The following is a 21472-nucleotide window of genomic DNA, read 5'->3' on the forward strand; positions in this document are numbered from 1 at the left end:
GGTCGGCACACCCCAATATAAGTAATAAACCAAATGTCGCGATATAGAATCGTACTGTGGTCTGAAACAGTCCTCGATAGCCGCCACGAGCAGAACGTCGTCGTGGTGCTCATCACCTTCGTGATGGTCATCGACGTGGAGCAGTGTGGCAATGTTTGCCTTACGCGCGCGCCGGACAAACACTACTCACTGCTGGACGAGGATGGGCACGAACGTACGACGTTCTAGATAGACGTGGTGAAGAGGCACACCACACACCTGAAGTGCAGACTCGAGGGCAGATATCACAGTGCGACCATAGTGTCGTCGCCGGCGACACCGCTGTGCGTCGTTTCTACGCACTCGGCTCGAAAACCTGGAGGAAAAACCCCTCGACAGAACCTACATGAAGTCCGCGATGCCCGACTACTCGTTCTCCACTTTTTCTACGCCGAGTGAACGAGCCACTCGGCTCGAAAACCTGGAGGAAAAATCCCTCGACAGAGCCTACATGAAGTCCGCGATGCCCGACTGTTTGTTCTTGTCGTTCTCGAAGATGGATTCGAGGCTCTTTTCGAGGACTTCGAGGCGCTGTTTCGTGTAGTCGCGGCAGTTGAACTCTTCTGCGACGTCGATGGCGACGTCCATGTACTTGTTTACGGACCCTTGGTGGACAGTCAGGTTCACCCGCCCGCCGCACTCGCGACACTCACCAGTGAGTGGCATCCGGCGGTACTTCTCCCCGCAGTCGAGACAGCGTGTCTCCTGTCTGGAGAACGCACGGAGGTTCCCGATGAGGTCCGGGAGGAAGTGGCCCTCGATGACACGCTCAGCCACGTCAGTCTCGTCCACGGCGCGGAGTTTCCGCGCGAGGAAGAGTTGGGCGTCCATCTTGTCCATCATCGACCCGAGCGTCTTGTACGCAGAGAGGTCCGGACCGGCGGCGATGTCTGTCGTGTCGTGGGTGTGGTCGAATCCGGTGTACTCGCGGTCGGTGCCGAGGTACTCCTCGGCGATGGTGACCTCGTCTTCCCAGTCGTCTGGGTCTTCCATCCGGAGGGTCGCCTCGTAGAACTCTCGCGGGTACTGCCGAACGATGTCCATGTTGTGCGCCTCGTCGTCGATTTCCGAGGGGTCGATGCGCGAGGACATCACGAGCGGTGCGTCCATCTGTCCACCGCGTTTGTCCGGGAGGAACTCCTTGGAGAAGTTGAGAAGGCCGTCCATGAGCAGCATGACACAGTCTTCGTCCCCATCGCAGTTCCGGCGTTTCGCTGCGTGAAAGTACGGATGCGCGTAGCCGACCGCTGCGGTCGTGAATCCGACGACGCGCCCGACGACTGCCGCGGACGTGTGCGGTGCCATCCCGAAGACGAGTTCACCGATGAGGTCGTCGCGTTCCTCCATCTGGTAGAACCGGTCGAGACCGTAGAACTGTTCTAAGAGGTCGTCGACGAAGTTCGCCGTCTGCATCATGTGTCGCGCCGCACCGTTCGAGAGGACGATGTCCTGGACTTTGAGTTCGACCAGTTGGTCGTCGAAGCGGAGGGGGTCGCCATCGATGTCCGTCTCGTAGCCGAGTTCGCGGAAGTGGTCGGCCGTCACGTCGAGTTCTTCGGGGCGGACCGCCGTGACGGGCAGGTCGGTCATGTCGTAGCGGACGGTCCCGTCTTTGAACGACGAGACGTCGTGTTTCGCCCGGAGGACGCCTTTCTCGATGGGTTCGGGCGTCTTGTTCGCGGAGGTGAGACCCTTCACGCCCTTCAGAATCTTGAACGACGACTCGCGTTCGCCGACGGATTCGAGGGCGTTTCTGTACTCGGTGTTCAGGTCTATGTCCTGCCACTCGGCGCTCTCGACGTCCCACTCACACCGTTCACAGTAGACGCGACCCGACTCGTCGGGTTCGACGACGGTGCCACAGTCGTCACACTCGTAGTGTGGTTCGGTGTGGCCACCACACTGCTCGCACTTCGGCTTGAACCCGAATGCCCCGCAGTCGGGGCACTTCCGCTTCCCGACTCGGACGGAGACGTGGCCGCGCTTGCCGGAGTCACCGAACTCGCGGGCGGCGTCGCCAACGTCGCGCTGACTGCCACCTGCTTCACCGATGGGAAAGAGCGTGTGAACTGCTGGCGAGAGGTCACGGCGCTCGGACTTCTCCGGGCGACCCATCCGGTTTCCGATGCGGGTCGGTGCGCGTTCACGGACGGTGAACGGGGCGACTTCGTTGACCGCCTCGATAGCGTTGTCACCCGCGTCCCACTCGCGGGCGCGGTCAGACAGGTCGTCGAGCGTCCACGTCCGTTCCCGACCGTCGGTGAGGCCGAGCGTCCGCGCGAGGGGCCGCCAGATAGGAACACGGAGTTCGTCGTCGGTCTGGCGGTGCGCGACGAGGAGGTGTTCGAGTGTCTCGCGGACCCCGGGCGTATGTTCGAGGACGAGCGTCCCCTGTTCACCCCCTTCGGGTTCGTTGTCGGCATCGACGCCGACGCCGGTCCCACCGTCCGCCTCCGCGGCGACGATATCGCCGGCAGCGACAGCGTCCGCGAGTCTGTCGAACTGTTCGACCGAGATATCGTGCCAGAGGTACGTGTACTCGGGGTGGAGTGGCGCGTCGAACTCGGTCGCCCACGAGAGCGCGTCGTCTACGCTCGGGTGTTCGAGGTCGATAGTCGGGTCGTCCCGGAGTGCCTGGACGTTGGCACCTGTCGCCTCGAAGTCCTGAATCCACCACTCGAAGACGTACGACGCGGGTGCCAGCGGGTGGTTGTTCTCGACGAACTCGCCGAAGTTGACGAGGTACTCGCCGAGGTCCAGAATCTTCTCGACCCCGTTCTGGAGTTCTTCGGCCTCCTCGGGGTCGTCGATACGGCGAACGTCACCGTTGGCGAGTCTGACCGTCGGGCCCTCGATGGAGTCGACGGGGACGACGCCGCCCGCTTTCCCGGGGCGTTCGGTCTTTATCTGCGTCCCGGTGGCGATGAAGTCGTCCACGATGTGCATCGTCGCAGGGTGAACGCCCGCGGTTGCGAATCCGTGGTTGCGGGCGCGGCCGTATCGGAGACGGAACCCACCGGGTGCGGAGGGGTGGCCGAAGACGGGACGGCCAGCGATGAGGTCACGGAGGAACTTCGTCGCGGGTTCGACGCGGACGGAGCCTTCGGGTTCGTCTGGTGACGTCTCGTCGGCGGCGACGTCGGACTCGGCCTCGTCACCCTCGTCGGAGTCGGTTTCGTCGGCAGACTCAGCGTCGTCTTTGCCATCGTCCTTGCCGATGGTCCCGTCGATGAGGTCTTGTAACCACGGCCAGTCGACTTCGTCGAGTTGGCGGGTGTACCGCTGAATCTTCGGGGCCTTGAGCGCGATGCCCTCTGCCATGACGAGACACATCCCACCGCGGGCGGAGTTGGTGTCGACGCGTTCGAGGTCACGGTAGCCCGAGACTTCCTCGTCACCCGTCGCCTCGCCGTCGAGCATGATGGGCATGTTCTCGGCGATGAAGCGGGTCTCTTTGTCTTTCGGGGAGTACTGAAGGCCAGTCTCCTTGTCGTAGAGGTTGATTTCTTCGACGTAGCGCTCTGCCTCGTCGTTCCGTGCTTTGTACTCGTCGATGCCGAGCAGCGACCGGGCGTAGTCGGCGACGAGGACCGAGAGTGCCTGTGCGGTCCCACCCGCAGAGCGAATCGGCCCGGCGTAGTAGACGTTGACGAACTCGGTTCCGTCGTCGTTTTCGAGAATCTCGACGCGGTCGATTCCCTCGATTGGTGCGGCGACCACACCTTCGGTGAGGAGGGCGACGGCGGTGCGAACCGCACCTTCCACTTTGCCTTCGCGGGAGTCGTAGTCACCGACGTTGCCGTCGACGAAGTCGGTCACGAGTTCCAGCGCCGCCTCTTCGCGAGACATCTGTCCTTCGAGTTCACGGACGCGTTCGGCGACGCCGTCGATGCCGAGAATGTTCTCGACACGGTCGGCCATGTCTTTGGCGACCGGAATCTCCACGTTCGTCTTCGGGTCGTGTCCCTGCGCTTTCGCGGCGCGCGCTAACTCGAACGCTTCGTCGAGACGGTCTTCGATGCGCGCGAAGTAGCGCTCGTCCTCCTCTCGCACGGTTTACAACCAGAGGTCCAGGTCGGTTACGTCGTCGTGTTCGCGTTCGAGTGGTTCGTCGAACACGCGGAGATTCACTTCGCCAGCGAACACTGTCGCCGAGTCGAGGTGGCCCGCGAGCGACTGACCGCTTCGTCGCGAGAGCACCGCGTGCGTGTGGGCGAACGGTTCGCCGTCGAGGAGTGAGACGTTCCCCACGCAGGCGGCGACTTCGAGCGGTTCGTCGAACGTGACAGACTGATACTCCTGGTCGTCCTGGTCGTAGAACCAGATTTCGGCGTCCTGCACGGCACCCATCGCGTTGAACCACGCGGACTCGATGTCCTTCCGCGCGCAGAACTCCTCAATCTCCTCGCGCCAGTCTGCACCGTGTTCGAGGCGTGCGAGATACTCCTCGCTGACTGTCACCGCTCGAGCGTTCATGCGACGTACCACGAGCGAGTCGGACTAAAATGTAAATGGTCTCGTCCGCGGTGGACGAGACGAAAAATCGAGTCGTCGATGCCGAACCGGTTTATCGCCAGTCGTCGAGTGCGAGTGCGTCGGCTACGTCGGCCGCGAGCCACGCGTCGTCGCGGGAGATGTCCGCGATAATAAGACGCTGGCCCGTCTGGGTGCTGTCCACCGAGGCCATGACCTCGGCGCCCGAGTCGTCGACGGAAGCCTTCGCATCCGGCGTCATGTATGATACGTAGTGTCACCCCTATATAAGTTGCCCGAAACGGCAGACGCGCACGTGTCGTCTCAGTCGATTCTGTTGCCTCTAAAACTGGTTTAGATAGTAAAATGACCGTTTGAGCGATTCGTGTGGCAGAATTCGCCGTTTGGGTAGGGAACTACACCCCTACCACGCTATACTATATCAAACAAATCGAATACGGTAAGTTTATCCACAAGGACTGGGAAGATTGGCCCGAATGCCAGACACTAACAAACTCTCACGTCGTCGTTTCCTGAAGGCAACGGGTGGGGCCGCAACGGCCGCCGCTCTCGCCGGTTGTACCGGCGGTAACGGCGAAGAGACGACGACCGAATCGGGTGGACAGGAAGAGACGACGACCGAACAGCAGACGGAAGCCGAAGACACCGGCACCGAGCTGTCCGGGTCCGTCTTCCAGCGCATCCTCACGGGTACGATCACCACGCTCGACCCCGTCGCAGCGACCGACACCTCGTCCGGTATCATCATTCAACAGGTCTTCGACTGCCTGATGTCCTATCCGGACGGCCTCCCGACGGTCGAGAACGAACTCGCCGCGGACTACACGTCCTCGGAAGACTTCACGACCTACACGTTCCAGCTCGAAGACGCGACCTACCACGACGGTCGCGCAGTCAAGGCAGCTGACTTCGTCTACGCGTGGGAGCGTCTCGCCGCGTCCGAGAACAGCCGTCGCGCCTACTTCATCCTCGACTCCATCGGTGTCGAACACGAGACGGACAGCGAAGGTAGCTACGTGCCCGGTTCGCTCGGCGTCGAAGCCGCGAGCGACACCGAACTCGTCGTCAACCTCAGCGAACCGTTCCACGACACCCTCGAGATGCTCGCGTACACCTCGTTCGCCGCGTACCCCGAAGGTATCGTCGGCGACCTCGACGAGTACGATGGCGAGATGGAGTACACGGACTTCGCCAGCAAGAACCCTGTCGGCGCAGGTCCGTTCGAACTCGCCTTCTGGGAGAAGGGTACCGCAGCAGCCGTCTCCAAGTACGACGACTACTACGGAGAGGCCGCGCAGGTCGACAACGTCCGCTGGCAGGTCATCGAGGACGACACGGCCCGCTACAACTACGCGATGAACGAGAACGCGGACTACTTCAGCATGCCGACGGCTCAGTACGACCCCGGTAAGGTCTCTATCGAGTCGACGGACGAGTTCGGCCGTGAAATCGGTACGTACGGCCCAGTCCGCAACGGTAAGACGGTCAACTACGTCGGCGTTCCGACCCTGTCCATCTTCTACGTTGGTTTCAACATGAAGAAGGTCCCCAAGCCGGTCCGCCAGGCGTTCGCGTACGTCCTGAACCAAGACCAGATGGTCGAAGAAGTGTTCAAGGGCCGCGGTTCCCCGGCGTACATCTTCACGCCGCCGACCATCTACCCGGGTGGCGCACAGGCCGCACAGGAGAAGGTCGAGTCCGACTACCCGTACGGCGTCGCCGAGACCAACATCCAGAAGGCCCGCGAGGTCATGGAAGAAGCTGGCTACGGCCCGGACAACAAGTTCGAGGTCCAGTGGACCCAGTACAACTCCGACACGTGGGAAGAGATGGCGAAGATCCTGCGCGACCAGCTCGCGTCGGCTCACGTCAACATGAAGATTCAGAAGGCCGACTTCTCGACGCTCCTCGAGCGCGGCCGCAACGGTCAGCTCGAAGCGTACACCCTCGGCTGGATCGCTGACTGGCCAGCAGCGGACAACTTCCTCCAGCTGCTCAACCCGCCGCAAACGGACACCTCCCAGCAGGGTCCCATCTCGTACGTCAACTGGACGACCGACAACGGCGACTCCTACCAGAAGGCGGCCGACGCCTACCAGCGTGTCGTCAACAACCCGGCGCCGACCGACGACGCCCAGGCTGTTCGTGACGAAGCCTACGTCGAAATCGAGGAATCCAACTGGGACGACGTCGCGATGCTCACCATCTACAACCGCAAGGACGAGCGGTTCTGGTACGACACCGTCAACATCGAGCCGTTCGGTGGCATGGGTCCAAGCCGCCAGAAGCTGAACAACGTTACCCTCAACCGGTAATCGCGTTCACACCGGCAACGGTCACGCGCCCGTCGCCGAAATCAGAACGCTCAAATATTTTTGACATGCGTGCAGTTAGTCACCGCTATCTGTAAGATTGGGCTGAAAGAGGTCTCGAAAGTTCGAGATTAAGACTCCGAAGCGCAAGACATATCCATCCCACTCATTAAACCCTTACAATAATGTCCGCTCGAACGGTCTGCGAGGTGATGCCATGAGTCGATGGCAGTACTTCCTCCGCAGGGTACTGATGTCGATTCCTGTCGTCATCTTCGGGACGACGATTACGTTTGCGCTCATCCGTCTGGGTCCCCTCGACCCCGTCTCAGCGATTTTGGGGACGCAATACAACCCACAGGCGGCCGAGCAGATTCGAAATAACCTCGGATTGAACCAACCACTCTGGAGCCAGTACTTCGACTTCATGTACCGGCTGTTCACGTTCCAACTCGGCCAGTCGTGGGTCATCGCGCCCGGGACGACGGCGTACGAACTCATCCAGGTGTACGCGCCACGGACGATTTGGCTCGGCTTCTGGTCGGTCCTCATCGCACTGTTCGTCGGAATCCCGCTCGGGTTCTACGCCGGGCTGAACCCGAACACGCTCTCCGATTACGTCGCATCGTTCGGCGGAATCGTCTGGCGTGCGATGCCGAACTTCTGGCTGGCAATTATGCTCGTCACTGCCCTCTCACAGACCGGGCAGTGGACGAATGGATTCTTCACGTGGCAGACGTGGATCGTAAAGACGAACGTCGTCACACCGCCAGCACTCGGCTTCTTCCAATCACCGCTACAGGGATTCATCGAAGACCCCGGTGGATGGATCAACTCGTTCGTCAGGGCGACGAAGCAGATTGCACCTGCGGCGCTCGTCCTCGGGTCGGCGTCGATGGGTAACGAGATGCGTATCGGCCGGACGGCAGTCCTCGAGACCATCAACTCGAACTACGTCGAGACGGCCCGCGCGAAAGGTGTCTCCGGTCGCTCGCTCGTCTGGAAGCACATCTTCCGCAACGCGCTCATCCCGCTCGTCCCCATCATCACGGGCGAGGCGTTCTTGCTCCTCGGCGGGTCCGTCTTCGTCGAGACCGTCTTCGCCATCAACGGGCTCGGATGGCTGTTCTTCAACGCAGCCATCAACGGCGACTTGCCACTCATCGGGACGCTGATGTACATCTTCATCCTCATCCTGGTTGGCACGAACATCTTGCAGGACTTCCTGTACACAGTCATCGACCCGCGCGTCGGGTACGAGGGGTGAATCACAGTGAGTACACCAACAGAAACCGAAATACCGCTTCGACAACGAGTCGCTGAGAATCCCCAACCAGCGCTGGTTTGGGCCGCAATCGGTGTGGTCCTCCTCGGCGTCGAACTTGGCGCAATCCTTCAGGTCGTCGGTGCCATCGCTGGCGTCGTCGTCAACCTCCTGCCGGGAGACCCCGGTGCCGCTGCAGTGAGTTCTCTCCAGGAGTCGCTCAAGGGCATCCCGACGCTCGTCTCCCGCGACTTCATCCCGAATCAGGGCTACTGGGACGGGTCGCAGTGGGTCGGAACCTTCCTCGGTCTCTCACCCGCCGCGGCGTGGGCAGTTCGCGTCACCGTCGTGTACGCGTACGCCTTCGCAGTCCTCGGCTGGCTCTGGAACGGCTACAATCGCTACCGACGGTACTACCGCCGCGTCGACTGGACGCCGCGTGACGACGTCGTCAACCGCTTCCGGGGTCACACCTGGGGCCAGTTTGGACTTATCATTACTATCACGTTTGTGGTTATGGCGGTATTCGCCCCCGCGCTCGGGCCGACCACCATGGAGGAGAACATCCTCCAACCGTACGACTACGAAGTCAGCTACTGGGACGACGAGAGCCAGTCCGTCCAGACGGTTCTCGTCGGCGAAGCGAACCTCGGGTCTGGGTCGCAGGGTGCTGGTGACGAGAACGTCGCACCGATGACCTACGACGACTTCGGCAGGTTCCATCCCTTCGGGACAGCGACAAATGGGAAGGACTTGTTCACACAAGTGGTGTTCGGAGCGAGGATATCGCTCACCATCGCCACCGTCGCCATGGGAATCGCTGGTATCATCGGGCTCTCGTTAGCCATGCTAACAGCCTACTACAAGGGCCTCGCCGACCTGGCCATCGTGCTCGCGAGTGACTCGATACAGGCGTTGCCGGTCATCATGGTCCTCATCTTGATGCTCGTCATCTTCCAGAACACCTGGGTGAGGGAGTTGTACGACGGCGCAGTGCTCATCATCCTCATCTTCAGCCTCGTCTACTGGCCGTTCATCTGGCGGTCGATACGTGGTCCAGCGTTCCAGGTGTCCGAGCAGGACTGGATCGACGCCGCGAAATCCTTCGGTCAGACGCCGGGGCAGGTCATGCGCAAGCACATGGCTCCGTACGTATTCAGTTACATGCTCATCTACGCATCGCTCAGCCTCGGTGGTATCATCATCAGTGTGGCCGGCCTCTCGTACCTCGGTCTCGGTATCACGGCACCGACGCCCGAGTGGGGCCGTCTCATCGCCGACGGACAGCAGTACGTCGCGAGTCCCTCGTGGCACATCTCGCTGCTCCCCGGCGTGCTCATCACGCTCGTCGTGACGGGGCTGAACGCGTTCGGTGACGGTATCCGCGACGCAATCGACCCGCAGGCCGACACCGGTGACGAGGCCGCGGCGACCGGAGGTGGCGCATGAGCACCGAACAGCAACCCGAGACGCGCCAGAAGGGCGAACCGATTCTGTCGGTCGAGAACCTTCGCACCGCGTTCTACACGGACAAAGAGGTCATCCGCGCCGTCGACGGCATCTCGTTCGACATCCACCGTGGTGAGACGGTCGGTATCGTCGGTGAATCCGGGTCCGGGAAGTCCGTCACCGCGCGGTCTATCATGCGACTCGTCGACAATCCGGGTCGCATCGAGAACGGTCGCATCATGTACGACGGCGAGGACTTGCTCGACAAGACACCCAAGCAGATGCGCCGCATCCGAGGCGGCAGTATCGCGATGGTGTTCCAAGACCCGTTGACGAGTCTGAACCCCGTCTACACCGTCGGGAACCAGATCAAAGAAGCGCTCCGTCTGCACCGCGGCATGAGCGGTGGCAAGGCGACGCGCGAGGCAATCGAACTGCTCGAAGCAGTCGGGATTCCGGACGCGCACCGTCGCATCCGCGAGTACCCACACCAGTTCTCTGGTGGGATGCGACAGCGTGCCGTCATCGCGATGGCCCTCGCGTGCGACCCCGAACTGCTCATCTGTGACGAACCGACGACGGCACTCGACGTGACCATCCAGGCGCAGATTCTGGAACTCCTCGAAGAACTCCAGGAAGAACGTGACCTCGCCATCATGTTCATCACCCACGACATGGGTGTCATCGCAGAAATCGCAGACCGCGTCAACGTGATGTACGCGGGCGAAATCGTCGAGAGCGCACCGGTCGTCGAACTGTTCGAGTCGCCGAAGCACCCCTACACGCAGGGGCTCCTCGGCTCGATTCCCGGACAGGGACTCGAAGAAGGTGGTCGCCTCGCGACCATCGAAGGCGACGTGCCGACGCCGAACGAAGAACCGACCTACTGCCGATTCGCACCGCGGTGCTCCAAGGCGTTCGCCGAGTGTGACACGGTCCACCCGGTCCCAGTCGACGTGGGTGACGACGCGACCCAGCACCGTGCATCGTGTCTGCTCTACCCAGAAGACCTCCCGACGGCGGAGGCAGTCGACGTCCACCGCTCGGGCGGCACAGACGGAGGTGACCAGCGATGAGTACGACGTCCACCGAAGAAGAAAAGACGAGCCACGAATCCGGAGAGACACTCCTCGAAGTCAACGACCTCAAGACGTACTACGAGGACGGCGGCCTGCTCAGCAGCAACCCTGTGAAGGCAGTCGACGGCGTCTCGTTCAGCATCGAACGCGGCGAGACGCTCGGTCTCGTCGGCGAGTCTGGGTGTGGAAAGTCCACGCTCGGGCGGACGCTGATGCGTCTCGAAGAAGCGACCGCTGGCGAGGTCAAACTCGACGGAACGGACATCACGACGCTGTCCGGTGCGGACCTCAAACAGTTCCGCAACGACGTGCAGATGGTCTTTCAGGACCCCGATTCGAGCCTCAACGAGCGGATGACGGTCGGCGAAATCATCCGTGAACCGCTCGACGTGCACGACTGGAAGACGCCGAAAGAGCGTCGCCAGCGCGTTCGCGAACTCCTCGAGACTGTCGGTCTGCAGGAAGAACACTACTACCGCTACCCCCACCAGTTCTCCGGTGGGCAGCGCCAACGTATCGGCATCGCCCGTGCCCTCGCACTCGAACCCGAGTTCATCATCCTCGACGAACCGGTCTCGGCACTCGACGTGTCGGTGCAGGCGAAGATTCTCAACCTGCTCGAAGACCTCCAAAACGAGTTCGGCCTGACGTACCTCTTCATCGCCCACGACCTCGCAGTCGTCAAGCACATCTGTGACCGCGTCGCGGTGATGTACCTCGGTAACATCATGGAGATTGGTCCGGCCGACGAGATGTTCGAGTCGCCGGCGAACCCGTACACGCACGCGCTCTTGTCGTCGATTCCCGAACCGAACCCGACGGCCGAGCGCGACCGTATCACGCTCCGTGGCACGCCGCCGAGCCCGCGCGACCCGCCAGCAGGGTGTCCGTTCTCGACCCGTTGTCCGGTCAAGATTCGCCCCGAGCAGTACCGGACGCTCGACGACGACCTCTGGGAGCGCATCGAAGTGTTCCGTGAAGTCCTCCGAGAGCGTTCACGTGCAGAACCGTCGCTGTCGGACCGCGTCCGCGACCTTCTCGGCCGCGAGACGCACCAAGCCGGTATGGACGAGACACTCACCGAACTGTTCGGTGGCCTCGACGTTCCGGCGGACGTGATGGACCACCTCCGCGAGGCCGCAGACTACGCAGAGAACGACGACGAAGACGCAGCACGCACCTACCTCCGCGAGGAGTTCGGGAGCATCTGTGACCGGGAGCGACCCGACCAACTCGGCGTCGGCGACCGTGGCCGACTGAGCCTCTGTCACCGTCACGACGAGGAGTACGAAGAACCGGCAACAGTCTTCGAGACACTCGTCCAGTAATCGATGGAGTTCGACCCACGCCGAATCGGTGTCAAGACCATCGACACGGTGGTCTACGCCATCTTCCTCACCGGCGTGGTCTTCGCGTTCACCGCGACCGTGAGCTTCGCCGCCGGCGGCGGACTGCCGGGTGCGAAGTGGCTGATGTTCTTCCTCGGCTTCACGATGCTCGCGTACGCGTCGCTCAAACTCCGTCCGAAAGCGGCGTGGAAAGGCGGCCGAGACGACGGCGGCCTGTTCGCCGGCGACGACGAACCCGTCGGTATCGAGAAACTCGTCGGGGGCCTCCTCGACCGCGTGTTGCCGCCGGCACTCCGTCCGGAACCGGACGAACGTCCGTCGAGTGGGGCGAAACTGTTCCTCGCGGCGGTCTGTATCCTCGCCACGTCGTTCGTCATGGAAGTCGTCTTCGGCATCAACTACTGACGGCGACGGCGAGTCGCCGAATCGGGCGTCACGTCGCGCCCTGTGGTCCGATGCCTTTTACCATATCCATCGTCCACCACAGATATGGTCGAGTCTGGAGACGAAGACGTACCCAACGTCGAACGAATCGCGAGCGAGGCGGACCGCCGTCGCGAGGCGTGGGGTGCGACCCTCGACGACATGACAGCGCTGGCCGACGAGTACGAAGAAGAGGGGTGGGACACCGTGCGTATCGCCGCAGGCGACACTGGCACGTTCGGCCCCGGCGACGCGAAAGCGGACGAGGAAGCGTTCGGTATCGCGTACGTCGTGCCGGGCGACAAAGCCGAAGACGTCGCCGACCTCTTCGAGGAGTCGTCGTTCCCCGAGTACGAAATCTACCGGGCGGAGAACGACGGACTCGTCTACATGGTGACCGCCCTGTTCGCGCCAGACATCCAGACGGCCGTGTTCGTCGCCGGGGCGTTCGAACTGCGTCACGCGCTCAACTGCGCGACGACGGCCATCGAACGGGGTCGCATGTACAGTTATCTCCAGAAACTCGATGGAACCCTCGTCGGCGTCGTCGAACACGACGACCCCGACAAATTCTTCCCCGACCTCGACGCCGTCCGTCGGTTCGCGCCGAACGCCGGCGACGACGAGACGACGGACGACGCCGCAGACGACGCCGACGCGTAACTGTTCTCTCCGACGCGACGGCCCGAACGAACCCCACTTAGTGTGTCAACGAGGCGAGAGCGTTCGCAGAGTACATTAGGCGGGGGGATGAAAGCGGGGGTATGAAAGTAGCCGACGCGATGACACCCGGTGAGGAGGTCGTGACCGTGTCCCTTCCGGGCACCCGCGACGACGTTCTGGAATACCTCCAAGAGCGTGGCTTCTCCTCCGTACCCGTCGTAAAAGAGACCGACGACGGCGCGACGTATCGCGGCCTCATCTCCCGAGAAGACCTCATCAAGCACCCCGACGAGGACCAACTCGCCGTCCTCGTGCGCGAGGTGCCGACTGCGAGCGCAGACGACGACTTAGACACAGTCGCTGCGACGATGGTCGCAGAAGACGCCCGCCGAATCCCCGTCGTGGACGGCGACGAAATCGAGGGCATCATCACCGTGACCGACGTGGTCCGTGCCATCGCGCGCGGCGACATCGACGGAGAGACACTCGTCGGTGACCTCGCGTCGAAGAACGTCAACACGACGTACGTCGAGACGCCCCTCCCGGTCGTCGAGCGTGAGATTTACTACGCGAACGTCCCGTACGCCGTCGTCCTCGACGAGGAAACCTCGCTGGCCGGCATCGTCACCGAAGTCGACATCATCGAAGTCGCCCGCGTCGTCGAAGGCGAGGCAGGCACCGGTGACTCTGTCGCCAACCAGGACGACGAGTGGATGTGGGAAGGCATCAAGGCGGTCGGCAACCGCTACATCCCGACCCGCAACGTCGAGATTCCGGCCGAACCGGTCTCGAAGTTCATGAGCGACAACCTCGAGACCGTCTCGACGCGCGCCAGCGCCAAGGACGCCGCACAGATGATGATTCGCGAGGACATCGAGCAGATTCCGCTCGTGACCGGCGACGAACTCATCGGCATCGTCCGCGACATCAACCTGCTGGAGGCACTGTATGAGTGAGGGTACCGAGTCGGCCGCACTCGCCGAACTGGCGAAGCGCCGTGGCTTCTTCTTCGGGTCCTCGGAAGCCTACGGCGGCGTCGGCGGCTTTTACACGTACGGCCCGCAGGGTGCCGCGCTGAAGTCCAACGTCGAAGAGGCGTGGCGTGACCGTTTCGCGGTACAGGAGGGCAACCTCGAAATCGAGGCTCCGACCATCATGCCCGAACCCGTCTTCGAGGCGTCCGGGCACCTCGATGGCTTCGACGACATGCTCGTCGAGTGTGCCGAGTGTGGCGAGTCCCACCGCGCGGACCACCTCATCGAAGACAACTCCGAACTGGAGGACGCAGAGACGCTCTCGCCGGAAGAAGCGGCAGAGAAAATCGCAGGTCTCGGTCTCGTCTGTCCGAACTGCGGTGCCGAACTCGCCGGCCAGTCGGTCGAAGAGTTCAACCTGATGTTCGGGACGAACATCGGCCCCGGTTCGAAGACGCCCGGGTACCTCCGACCGGAGACGGCGCAGGGCATCTTCGTGGAGTTCCCGCGCATCAAAGAGTACGCGCGGAACCGCCTCCCGTTCGGCGTGACGCAGGTCGGCCGTGCCTACCGCAACGAGATTAGCCCGCGCAAGAACATCGTCCGCACGCGCGAGTTCACGCAGGCCGAACTCGAACAGTTCATCGACCCCGAGCGCGACGAACCGGACCTCTCGTCGGTCGAAGACGTGGAGGTTCGTCTCTACCCCGCGACCGAACAGCAGGCCGACGACGGCGACTACCTCGACATCACCATCGGCGAGGCAGTCGACGAGGGAATCGTCGCCAACGGCTGGATTGGTTACTACCTCGGCATCGCCCAGGAGTGGTACGAACACATCGGCGTCGACATGGAGCGCTTCCGCTTCCGCCAGCACCTCCCCGGCGAACTCGCCCACTACGCCGCCGACTGTTGGGACGCCGAGAGCGAAGTCGACGGCGACTGGATAGAAATCGCTGGCTTCGCCTACCGCGGCGACTACGACCTCTCGAAACACGGCGAACACGCCGACGACGACTTCACCGTCTTCCAGCAGTACGACGAACCCAAGACGGTCGAACGCGCCGTCGTGGACCCCGACATGGCGACGCTCGGCCCCGAGTTCGGCGCACAGGCCGCCGACGTGGCCGAGGCGCTCGAAACGCTCGCGGAACGTGACCCCGACGCCTTCGACGCCGACGAAGTCACCCTCGACATCGACGGCGAAGACGTCACCGTCGACACCGACGTTGCGAACTTCTCCGTGGAGACGCAGACCGAAGCGGGCGAGCACATCACGCCGCACGTCGTCGAACCGTCGTTCGGTGTGGACCGTACGGTCTACACGCTCCTCGTCCACGCGTACGAACAGGACGAAGTCGACGGCGAAGCACGGACGTTCCTCTCGCTGTCGCCCACGATTGCGCCCACGAACGTCGGTGTCTTCCCACTCGTCAGCAACGTCGACGAACTCGTGGACCTCGCAGACGACGTGGCCGAAGAACTCCGGGCCGCCGGGTTCGCAGTCGTCTACGACGACTCTGGCAGCATCGGTCGGCGCTACCGCCGGCAGGACGAAGTCGGCACGCCGTTCTGCGTCACCATCGACCGCGACGGTATCGAAGGCGCGGGCGACACCACGGTGACCATCCGCGAACGCGACACCGGTCGACAGGTTCGCGTTCCGGTCGACTCACTCGTCGAGACGTTCGTCGGCCTCCGCGCAGGCACCACCTCGTTCGACGACGTGCTCGACGCGAACGAAGTCGTCGAGGCGTAATCCACCCGTGGGTCGCCCGAGCACCGCCGAGATAAAACGGCGACTGGTCCACGCGAGCGGGTCGGGGATGCCACTTTTGTACATCCTCGGCATCGTCGACTGGCAGACGCTCGGGTACCTGTTCGTCCTCGCGTCGGCAACCGTCACCGTCCTCGAGATTCTGCGCCTCTACGGCGACTTAGACTGGCGTATCTACGACGAACTCACCCGCGAGTACGAACAGGACAACGTCGCAGGGTACGCGCTCTACACCTACAGTCAAACCGCCGTCGCCCTCGTCTTCGCGCCGCACGTGGCCGTCCCTGGAATGTTGATGCTCACCATCGGCGACCCAATCAGCGGCCTGCTCGGGTCTGCACCGGTCGGCGAGATGAAGTCGCTGCGTACCCTCGCGGCGATGTTCACCGTCTGTTTCGCCCTCGCCGCCCCGTTCGTCATCCCGGTTGCGGGCGTCGTCGGCGGGAGTGTCGCGGCGGCGGCGGGTGCGCTCGGTGCGACGGCAGCAGATGGCGTGAAACCCGTCGTCGCGGGGTACGTCGTCGACGACAACCTCTCGATTCCGCCGGTGGCCTGTACCGCCATCGCGGCGACGCTGTTCGTCCTCGGCTGAGGGGAACGTCGTCGTTCCCCGTCTCCCCGGAAGACGACTTTATTTCACCGGGTCGCTAACCTCTCTGTCGTGACTGTCTACGAGAGCGACCTTCCGGGCGTCGGAAAGAAACACGAGATAGAACTCGGCGACGGTGCCCGACTGGTCATCGTCACCCACAACACGGGGAAACGAGAGGTGTTCCGCCGCGAGAGCGCCGACAGCGACTCGGAGAAACTGTTCGAACTCGACGACGAACTCGCCCGGCAGGTGGGCACCCTTCTCGAAGGGGCGTACTTCCAACCGGTCCAATCGACGGACATCGAGACGCTCCTCGGCGACAACACACTCCTCGAGTGGGTCGAAGTCGGTGCCGACTCCGACGTGGCGGGCAAGACGCTCGGCGCGTCCGACCTTCGACAGGCCACCGGTGCATCCGTCATCGCCATCGAACGCGGCGACGAAGTCATCACTTCGCCGGGTGGTGACGCGATGATAGAAGCGGGCGACACGCTGGTCGTCATCGGTCCGCGCGCGGCGTGCCGCGACTTCGTGGCGCTCGTCACAGGAGCCTGATGGCGGCGGAACTCCTCGAATTCGGCTACCTGTTCGTCGTCCTCGCCGTCACCGGAGCGATTGCACTCCGACTCGGCCTCTCTGTCATCCCGTTGTACGTGGTCGGCGGCGTGGTCGTCGGCCCGTACGTGGCCGGCCGATTCGGCCTCCCGTACGTCGCCGACAGCGAAGTGGTGACGCTCCTCGCAGAACTCGGTATCGTCCTGTTGTTGTTCTTCCTCGGATTGGAGTTCAGTCTCGACAGACTCCGCGCCGCACGCAGCAACATCGGCCGCGCGGGCGCGATAGACCTGCTGGTGAACCTCCCGCTGGGCGTCGTCATCGGCCTCGCCCTCGGATGGTCGGTGGTCGAGGCGTTCCTCCTCGGCGGCATCGTCTACATCTCGTCGTCCGCCATCGTGACGAAGACGCTCATCGACCTCGGGTGGATTGCCGACCCCGAGTCCGAACCGATTCTGGGGACACTCGTCTTCGAGGACCTCGCTATCGCCGTCTACCTCGCCGCCGTCACCTCGCTCGTCCTCGGCGGTGAGGGCGGACTCGTCGCCATCGGACGCTCGCTCGCCATCGCGTTCGGATTCCTCGGCCTCCTGTTAGTGCTCGTGCAGTACGGCACGTCGTTGTTCACCCGCGTCCTCGACGTGGAGAATCAGGAGGCGTTCGTCCTGCGTGCACTCGCCGTCGTCGTCCCCGTCGCGGGGGCGGCGCTGGCACTCGGCGTGAGTGAGGCGGTTGCCGCCTTCTTCGTCGGCATGGGCTTTTCGACGAGTGGCCACCGCGAGACCATCGAACGCCGGTTGACGTCCGTCCGCGACGTGTTCGCGGCGATTTTCTTCTTCTGGATTGGCCTCGGCACGGACCCGACGTTGCTGGCGGCGGTTGTCGTTCCACTCGTGATTGCCGTGGTGCTGACGGCACCCGCGAAAGTCGTCTCGGGCTACCTCGGGGGGCGCGTCTACGACCTCTCGACGCATCGGTCGCTTCGCGTCGGCGTCGGATTGGTCCCACGTGGCGAGTTCTCGCTGGTCATCGCCGCACTGGCGGCGTCTGGGTCGACACAGGTGATGCGTGAGGTCATCCCGGCGTTCGCCGTCGGCTACGTCCTCGTGATGAGTGCCCTCGGGACGGTGTTGATGCAGCGCTCGGACCTCGTAGAGCGACTGGTCTTCCGCGGTGGGTCGGCGAAGACAGAATCCTGAACGAAGGGGCCGGCGCCGGGGAAGACGGCCACAGACTATTTTTCGAACGCGTGACTCACAGCCTGACGCACCCATGACACTCATCGAATGGCTCGCCATCGGCCTCGTCGTGCTCGTCGTCCTCGCACTCGTGGTCGCGCTGTTCGACGAAGAACTCCTCTTGGAACTCGCCGCCGAGGTGCTCGACTGAGGCGAAGGTTGCGTCGCCGAAAGAATTTAATAGGGACGATGTTGTAGGGTTTCACAACCATGGCGACTCGCAGCACCTTCGCCACTTTTGCCCCGCTGCGAGCCGCCGCTGTCCGACGACGACGACCGGCCCCTCAGGGCCAGTAATATCATATCCTTCGGGACACGTCGAAATTGCTAATCTCCAGTTTTCTTGCCTATAGGCATCTCTACCACTTAATTTCACAAATTGAATGCAAAGAATTTATTTAGTTACTCCTTCCACAGTCAGGTACATGAAGAAAGTCGCACTCGCGTTCTCCGGCGGACTGGACACCACAGTCTGCGTCCCGATACTCGAAGAAGAATACGGCTACGACGAAGTCATCGGCGTCACCGTCGACGTCGGACAGCCCGAAGAAGAGTTCGAAGAGGCCTACGAGACGGCCGAGGCACTCGGACTCGAACACTACGTCATCGACGCGAAAGACGAGTTCGCACAACTCTGTCTCGACTCGGTGACCGCCAACGCCGACTATCAGGGCTATCCGCTCGGTACAGCGCTCGCACGCCCGGTCATCGCCAACGCCATCCTCGACCTCGCACAGGAAGAAGGCTGTGACGGCATCGCCCACGGGTGTACGGGCAAGGGTAACGACCAACTCCGCTTCGAAGCGGTCTGGCGCGCCTCCGACCTCGAAGTCATCGCCCCAGTCCGCGAGATGGGCATGACCCGCGAGTGGGAAATCGAGTACGCCGCCGAGAAGGACCTGCCCGTACAGGGCGGCAACGAAGGCGTCTGGTCCATCGACACGAACCTCTGGAGCCGTTCCATCGAGGGCGGCAACCTCGAAGACCCCGGCTACGTCCCGCCGGAAGACATCTACGAGTGGACCGACCAGCCCTCGGGTGAGACGGAACTCGTCGAGATTACGTTCGAAGACGGCTACCCCGTCGCCATCGACGGCGAGGAGATGGACGCCCTCGAACTCATCTCGTACCTCAACGAGAAGGCCGGTTCCTACGGCGTCGGCCGCACGGACATGATGGAAGACCGCATGCTCGGTCTGAAGGTGCGCGAGAACTACGAGCACCCGGCCGCGACGACGCTCCTCAACGCCCACAAGGCGCTCGAAGGCCTCGTCCTCACGAAAGAAGAGCGCGACTTCAAGGCCACCGTCGACAACGAGTGGTCCCAGAAGGCCTACGAAGGTCTCATCGACGCTCCGCTCGTCGGGGCGCTGGAAGCCTTCCTCGAGAAGACCCAAGAGCGCGTCACGGGCACCGTGACCATCAAGTTCGAGGGCGGACAGGCCCGTCCGGTCGGCCGCGAATCCGAGTACGCCGCGTACTCCGAGTCCGCCGCCTCCTTCAACACGGAGACGGTCGACGGCATCGAACAGGCCGACGCCACGGGCGTCGCCAAGTACCACGGCTTCCAGGCGCGTCTCGCCAACCAGAGCACGAAGACGAAAGAGAAGCCCGAACTGGCCGCAGACGGCGGCAGCGACGAATAAGATGACAGGCGAGGACGGCGACTCCGAGAGCGTCATTCGCCGGGACCGCTTCAGCGGCGGTCCCGCCCGCGGGTTCATGTCGAGCCTCGCGGCCGACGAACGCATCTTCGAGGCCGACCTCGCCGTCGACCGGGCGCACGTCGTGATGCTCGCGGCACAGGACATCATCGAGTCCGACGTCGCCGCCGACATCCTCGCCGCACTGGACGACGTGGAGGCCGCCGGGCACGACGCACTCTCCGGCGGCGAAGACGTGCACGAAGCCATCGAGGCCGCCGTCATCGACATCGTCGGTCCCGACGGCGGGAAGATGCACACCGCGCGCTCGCGTAACGACGAAGTTGCGACGTGCATCCGCTACCGCCTGCGCGACGACGTGCTCGACGCCCTCGACGCCGCACTCGCCCTGCGCGAGTCGCTCGTCGAGACGGCGAGTGAGCACACAGAGACGGTGATGCCCGGCTACACACACCTGCAACCCGCCCAACCGACGACGGTTGCGCACTTCTTGCTCTCGTACGAACGGGCGGTCGCCCGCGACTGCGCCCGCCTCATGTGCGCGTACGAGCGTATCAACCAGTCACCCCTCGGGTCGGCCGCCTTCGCGGGCACCCCCTTCGACGTGAACCGCGAACTCGTCGCCGACCTCCTCGGGTTCGACAGCGTGATGGAGAACTCGATGGACGCCTCGGCGACCCGCGACTTCCTCGCGGAGACGCTGTCGGCGCTCACGACGCACGCCATCACGCTCTCGGGACTCGCCGAGGACCTCGTCATCTTCTCCAACAAGGGCTTCGTCGAACTCTCGGACGACTACTCTTCGACGTCGTCCATCATGCCCCAGAAGAAGAACCCCGACACGATGGAACTCGTCCGCGCCGTCGCGGGCGACGCCGTCGGGGAACTCACCGGCCTGTTGACGACGCTGAAAGGACTGCCGCGCGCGTACAACCGCGACTTACAACGCGCGCACAAGCACGCCTTCCGCGCCGTCGACGACGTGTCCGAAGCGGCCGCCGTGGCCGCCGGTGCCGTCGCCTCTGCGACGTGGCCCGAAGACGAACTCGCCGCGGCCGCCGGAGACGGCTTCTCGACGGCGACGGGCGTCGCAGACCTGCTGGCGATGGCCGGCCTGCCGTTCCGTACGGCCCACGAAGTGGTCGCCGAGGCGGCCGCACGGTCCTCGGGAACGCCCGACGTGGCAACACTTGACGCCGTCGCTACGGACGTATTAGGTGAGTCTCTCTTTACACACGTGACAGCAGAGGCCGTCGACGCCGCACTCGACCCGACCGAGAGCGTGGCGAGTCGCGATTCCGTCGGTGGACCCGCCCCCACCGCCGTGGAAGCGACCCTCTCGACGGCACGTGACGACCTCTCGGCGGACTACGCCGCTGTCGCGGACGCCCGCGACACGCTTACCGCCGCTGCCGACGAACTCGACGACGAGGTTTCGAGCTATGTCTGAGACGACCACCCCCGTCGCTGGCCTGCCGCGACCGCCGCGAGCGGTTGCGCCGCGACCACCGCGACGACCGGTCTCGGTTCCGCGACGACCGCGACCGGAACCGCGACCACGACCACGCCCGACGGCGGGGACGGCCCGACCGGTTCCGCG

The 21472-nt window shown here is 63.3% G+C and carries 18 protein-coding genes; 15 read left to right on the top strand and 3 right to left on the bottom strand.

From position 1 onward, the window contains the following. Window positions 1-33: 33 nt before the first annotated feature. Window positions 34-228: a hypothetical protein gene (locus AUR66_RS05965; protein ID WP_058571573.1), complete on the top strand. Its 195-nt coding sequence runs from the start codon at window positions 34-36 to the stop codon at window positions 226-228. Between the two features lie 258 nt (window positions 229-486). Here AUR66_RS05965 and AUR66_RS05970 read toward each other — a convergent pair whose 3' ends face one another. The 3 genes from AUR66_RS05970 to AUR66_RS21800 all read right to left on the bottom strand — a co-directional run bounded on the left by AUR66_RS05970 (window position 487) and on the right by AUR66_RS21800 (window position 4774). Then, entirely contained in the window at window positions 487-4092 is a 3606-nt protein-coding gene (locus AUR66_RS05970) for a DNA polymerase II large subunit (protein WP_058571574.1), read from the bottom strand. Between the two features lie 3 nt (window positions 4093-4095). Further along, window positions 4096-4515 carry a PPC domain-containing DNA-binding protein gene (locus tag AUR66_RS05975; protein ID WP_058571575.1) on the bottom strand — a complete coding sequence of 140 codons (420 nt, stop codon included), beginning with the start codon at window positions 4513-4515 and terminating at the stop codon, window positions 4096-4098. A 91-nt stretch (window positions 4516-4606) separates the two neighbouring features. Beyond that, the gene (locus AUR66_RS21800; protein WP_191965410.1) at window positions 4607-4774 is read right to left on the bottom strand and encodes a DUF7556 family protein; all 168 of its coding nucleotides are present in this window, start codon (window positions 4772-4774) and stop codon (window positions 4607-4609) included. A gap of 235 nt (window positions 4775-5009) precedes the next feature. Between AUR66_RS21800 and AUR66_RS05980 the strand changes: the two genes are divergently transcribed. The 14 genes from AUR66_RS05980 (at window position 5010) to argH (ending at window position 21322) form a co-directional block, all read left to right on the top strand. Beyond that, window positions 5010-6848 carry an ABC transporter substrate-binding protein gene (locus tag AUR66_RS05980; protein WP_058571576.1) on the top strand — a complete coding sequence of 613 codons (1839 nt, stop codon included), beginning with the start codon at window positions 5010-5012 and terminating at the stop codon, window positions 6846-6848. A gap of 214 nt (window positions 6849-7062) precedes the next feature. Continuing rightward, window positions 7063-8112, top strand: coding sequence for an ABC transporter permease (locus tag AUR66_RS05985; RefSeq protein ID WP_058571577.1), 1050 nt, complete (start codon window positions 7063-7065; stop codon window positions 8110-8112). A gap of 6 nt (window positions 8113-8118) precedes the next feature. Next, window positions 8119-9558 carry an ABC transporter permease gene (locus AUR66_RS05990; protein ID WP_058571578.1) on the top strand — a complete coding sequence of 480 codons (1440 nt, stop codon included), beginning with the start codon at window positions 8119-8121 and terminating at the stop codon, window positions 9556-9558. After that, entirely contained in the window at window positions 9555-10634 is a 1080-nt protein-coding gene (locus AUR66_RS05995; protein WP_058571579.1) for an ABC transporter ATP-binding protein, read from the top strand. The genes AUR66_RS05990 and AUR66_RS05995 overlap by 4 nt, the downstream gene beginning before the upstream one ends. Next, window positions 10631-11965: an ABC transporter ATP-binding protein gene (locus tag AUR66_RS06000; RefSeq protein ID WP_058571580.1), complete on the top strand. Its 1335-nt coding sequence runs from the start codon at window positions 10631-10633 to the stop codon at window positions 11963-11965. Before AUR66_RS05995 ends, AUR66_RS06000 begins: the two co-directional genes overlap by 4 nt. 3 nt (window positions 11966-11968) lie before the next feature. Beyond that, window positions 11969-12391, top strand: a complete 423-nt coding sequence (locus tag AUR66_RS06005; protein ID WP_058571581.1) for a DUF7555 family protein — start codon at window positions 11969-11971, stop codon at window positions 12389-12391. An 84-nt stretch (window positions 12392-12475) separates the two neighbouring features. Then, a complete protein-coding gene (locus AUR66_RS06010; protein WP_058571582.1) occupies window positions 12476-13072 on the top strand; it encodes a DUF7529 family protein in 597 nt (198 codons plus the stop codon). A gap of 101 nt (window positions 13073-13173) precedes the next feature. Continuing rightward, window positions 13174-14028 carry a CBS domain-containing protein gene (locus tag AUR66_RS06015; RefSeq protein ID WP_058571583.1) on the top strand — a complete coding sequence of 285 codons (855 nt, stop codon included), beginning with the start codon at window positions 13174-13176 and terminating at the stop codon, window positions 14026-14028. Next, window positions 14021-15805: a glycine--tRNA ligase gene (glyS, locus tag AUR66_RS06020; RefSeq protein WP_058571584.1), complete on the top strand. Its 1785-nt coding sequence runs from the start codon at window positions 14021-14023 to the stop codon at window positions 15803-15805. The genes AUR66_RS06015 and glyS overlap by 8 nt, the downstream gene beginning before the upstream one ends. A gap of 7 nt (window positions 15806-15812) precedes the next feature. Continuing rightward, window positions 15813-16415 (top strand): hypothetical protein, encoded by a 603-nt coding sequence (locus AUR66_RS06025; RefSeq protein ID WP_058571585.1) that lies wholly within the window; start codon window positions 15813-15815, stop codon window positions 16413-16415. A 69-nt stretch (window positions 16416-16484) separates the two neighbouring features. After that, the gene (locus tag AUR66_RS06030; RefSeq protein ID WP_058571586.1) at window positions 16485-16970 is read left to right on the top strand and encodes a cation:proton antiporter regulatory subunit; all 486 of its coding nucleotides are present in this window, start codon (window positions 16485-16487) and stop codon (window positions 16968-16970) included. Then, complete coding sequence (locus AUR66_RS06035) at window positions 16970-18169, top strand: cation:proton antiporter (protein WP_058571587.1); 1200 nt, start codon at window positions 16970-16972, stop codon at window positions 18167-18169. Before AUR66_RS06030 ends, AUR66_RS06035 begins: the two co-directional genes overlap by 1 nt. A 464-nt stretch (window positions 18170-18633) precedes the next feature. Further along, window positions 18634-19854, top strand: coding sequence for an argininosuccinate synthase (locus tag AUR66_RS06040; protein WP_058571588.1), 1221 nt, complete (start codon window positions 18634-18636; stop codon window positions 19852-19854). A 1-nt stretch (window position 19855) separates the two neighbouring features. Further along, window positions 19856-21322, top strand: a complete 1467-nt coding sequence (gene argH / locus AUR66_RS06045; protein WP_058571589.1) for an argininosuccinate lyase — start codon at window positions 19856-19858, stop codon at window positions 21320-21322. Window positions 21323-21472 lie beyond the last annotated feature (150 nt).

Source organism: Haloferax profundi (assembly GCF_001469865.1).
Taxonomy (GTDB): Archaea; Halobacteriota; Halobacteria; order Halobacteriales; family Haloferacaceae; genus Haloferax; species Haloferax profundi.

Bases quoted from the DNA above. Each gene is read 5' to 3' on its own strand.
- AUR66_RS05980 (WP_058571576.1), top strand. From the start codon at position 5,010: ATGCCAGACACTAACAAACTCTCACGTCGTCGTTTCCTGAAGGCAACG.
- AUR66_RS06035 (WP_058571587.1), top strand. From the start codon at position 16,970: ATGGCGGCGGAACTCCTCGAATTCGGCTACCTGTTCGTCGTCCTCGCC.
- AUR66_RS06000 (WP_058571580.1), top strand. From the start codon at position 10,631: ATGAGTACGACGTCCACCGAAGAAGAAAAGACGAGCCACGAATCCGGA.
- glyS (WP_058571584.1), top strand. From the start codon at position 14,021: ATGAGTGAGGGTACCGAGTCGGCCGCACTCGCCGAACTGGCGAAGCGC.
- AUR66_RS21800 (WP_191965410.1), bottom strand. From the start codon at position 4,774: ATGACGCCGGATGCGAAGGCTTCCGTCGACGACTCGGGCGCCGAGGTC.
- AUR66_RS05975 (WP_058571575.1), bottom strand. From the start codon at position 4,515: ATGAACGCTCGAGCGGTGACAGTCAGCGAGGAGTATCTCGCACGCCTC.
- AUR66_RS06010 (WP_058571582.1), top strand. From the start codon at position 12,476: ATGGTCGAGTCTGGAGACGAAGACGTACCCAACGTCGAACGAATCGCG.
- AUR66_RS06040 (WP_058571588.1), top strand. From the start codon at position 18,634: ATGAAGAAAGTCGCACTCGCGTTCTCCGGCGGACTGGACACCACAGTC.
- AUR66_RS05995 (WP_058571579.1), top strand. From the start codon at position 9,555: ATGAGCACCGAACAGCAACCCGAGACGCGCCAGAAGGGCGAACCGATT.
- argH (WP_058571589.1), top strand. From the start codon at position 19,856: ATGACAGGCGAGGACGGCGACTCCGAGAGCGTCATTCGCCGGGACCGC.
- AUR66_RS05965 (WP_058571573.1), top strand. From the start codon at position 34: ATGTCGCGATATAGAATCGTACTGTGGTCTGAAACAGTCCTCGATAGC.
- AUR66_RS06005 (WP_058571581.1), top strand. From the start codon at position 11,969: ATGGAGTTCGACCCACGCCGAATCGGTGTCAAGACCATCGACACGGTG.
- AUR66_RS06015 (WP_058571583.1), top strand. From the start codon at position 13,174: ATGAAAGTAGCCGACGCGATGACACCCGGTGAGGAGGTCGTGACCGTG.
- AUR66_RS05985 (WP_058571577.1), top strand. From the start codon at position 7,063: ATGAGTCGATGGCAGTACTTCCTCCGCAGGGTACTGATGTCGATTCCT.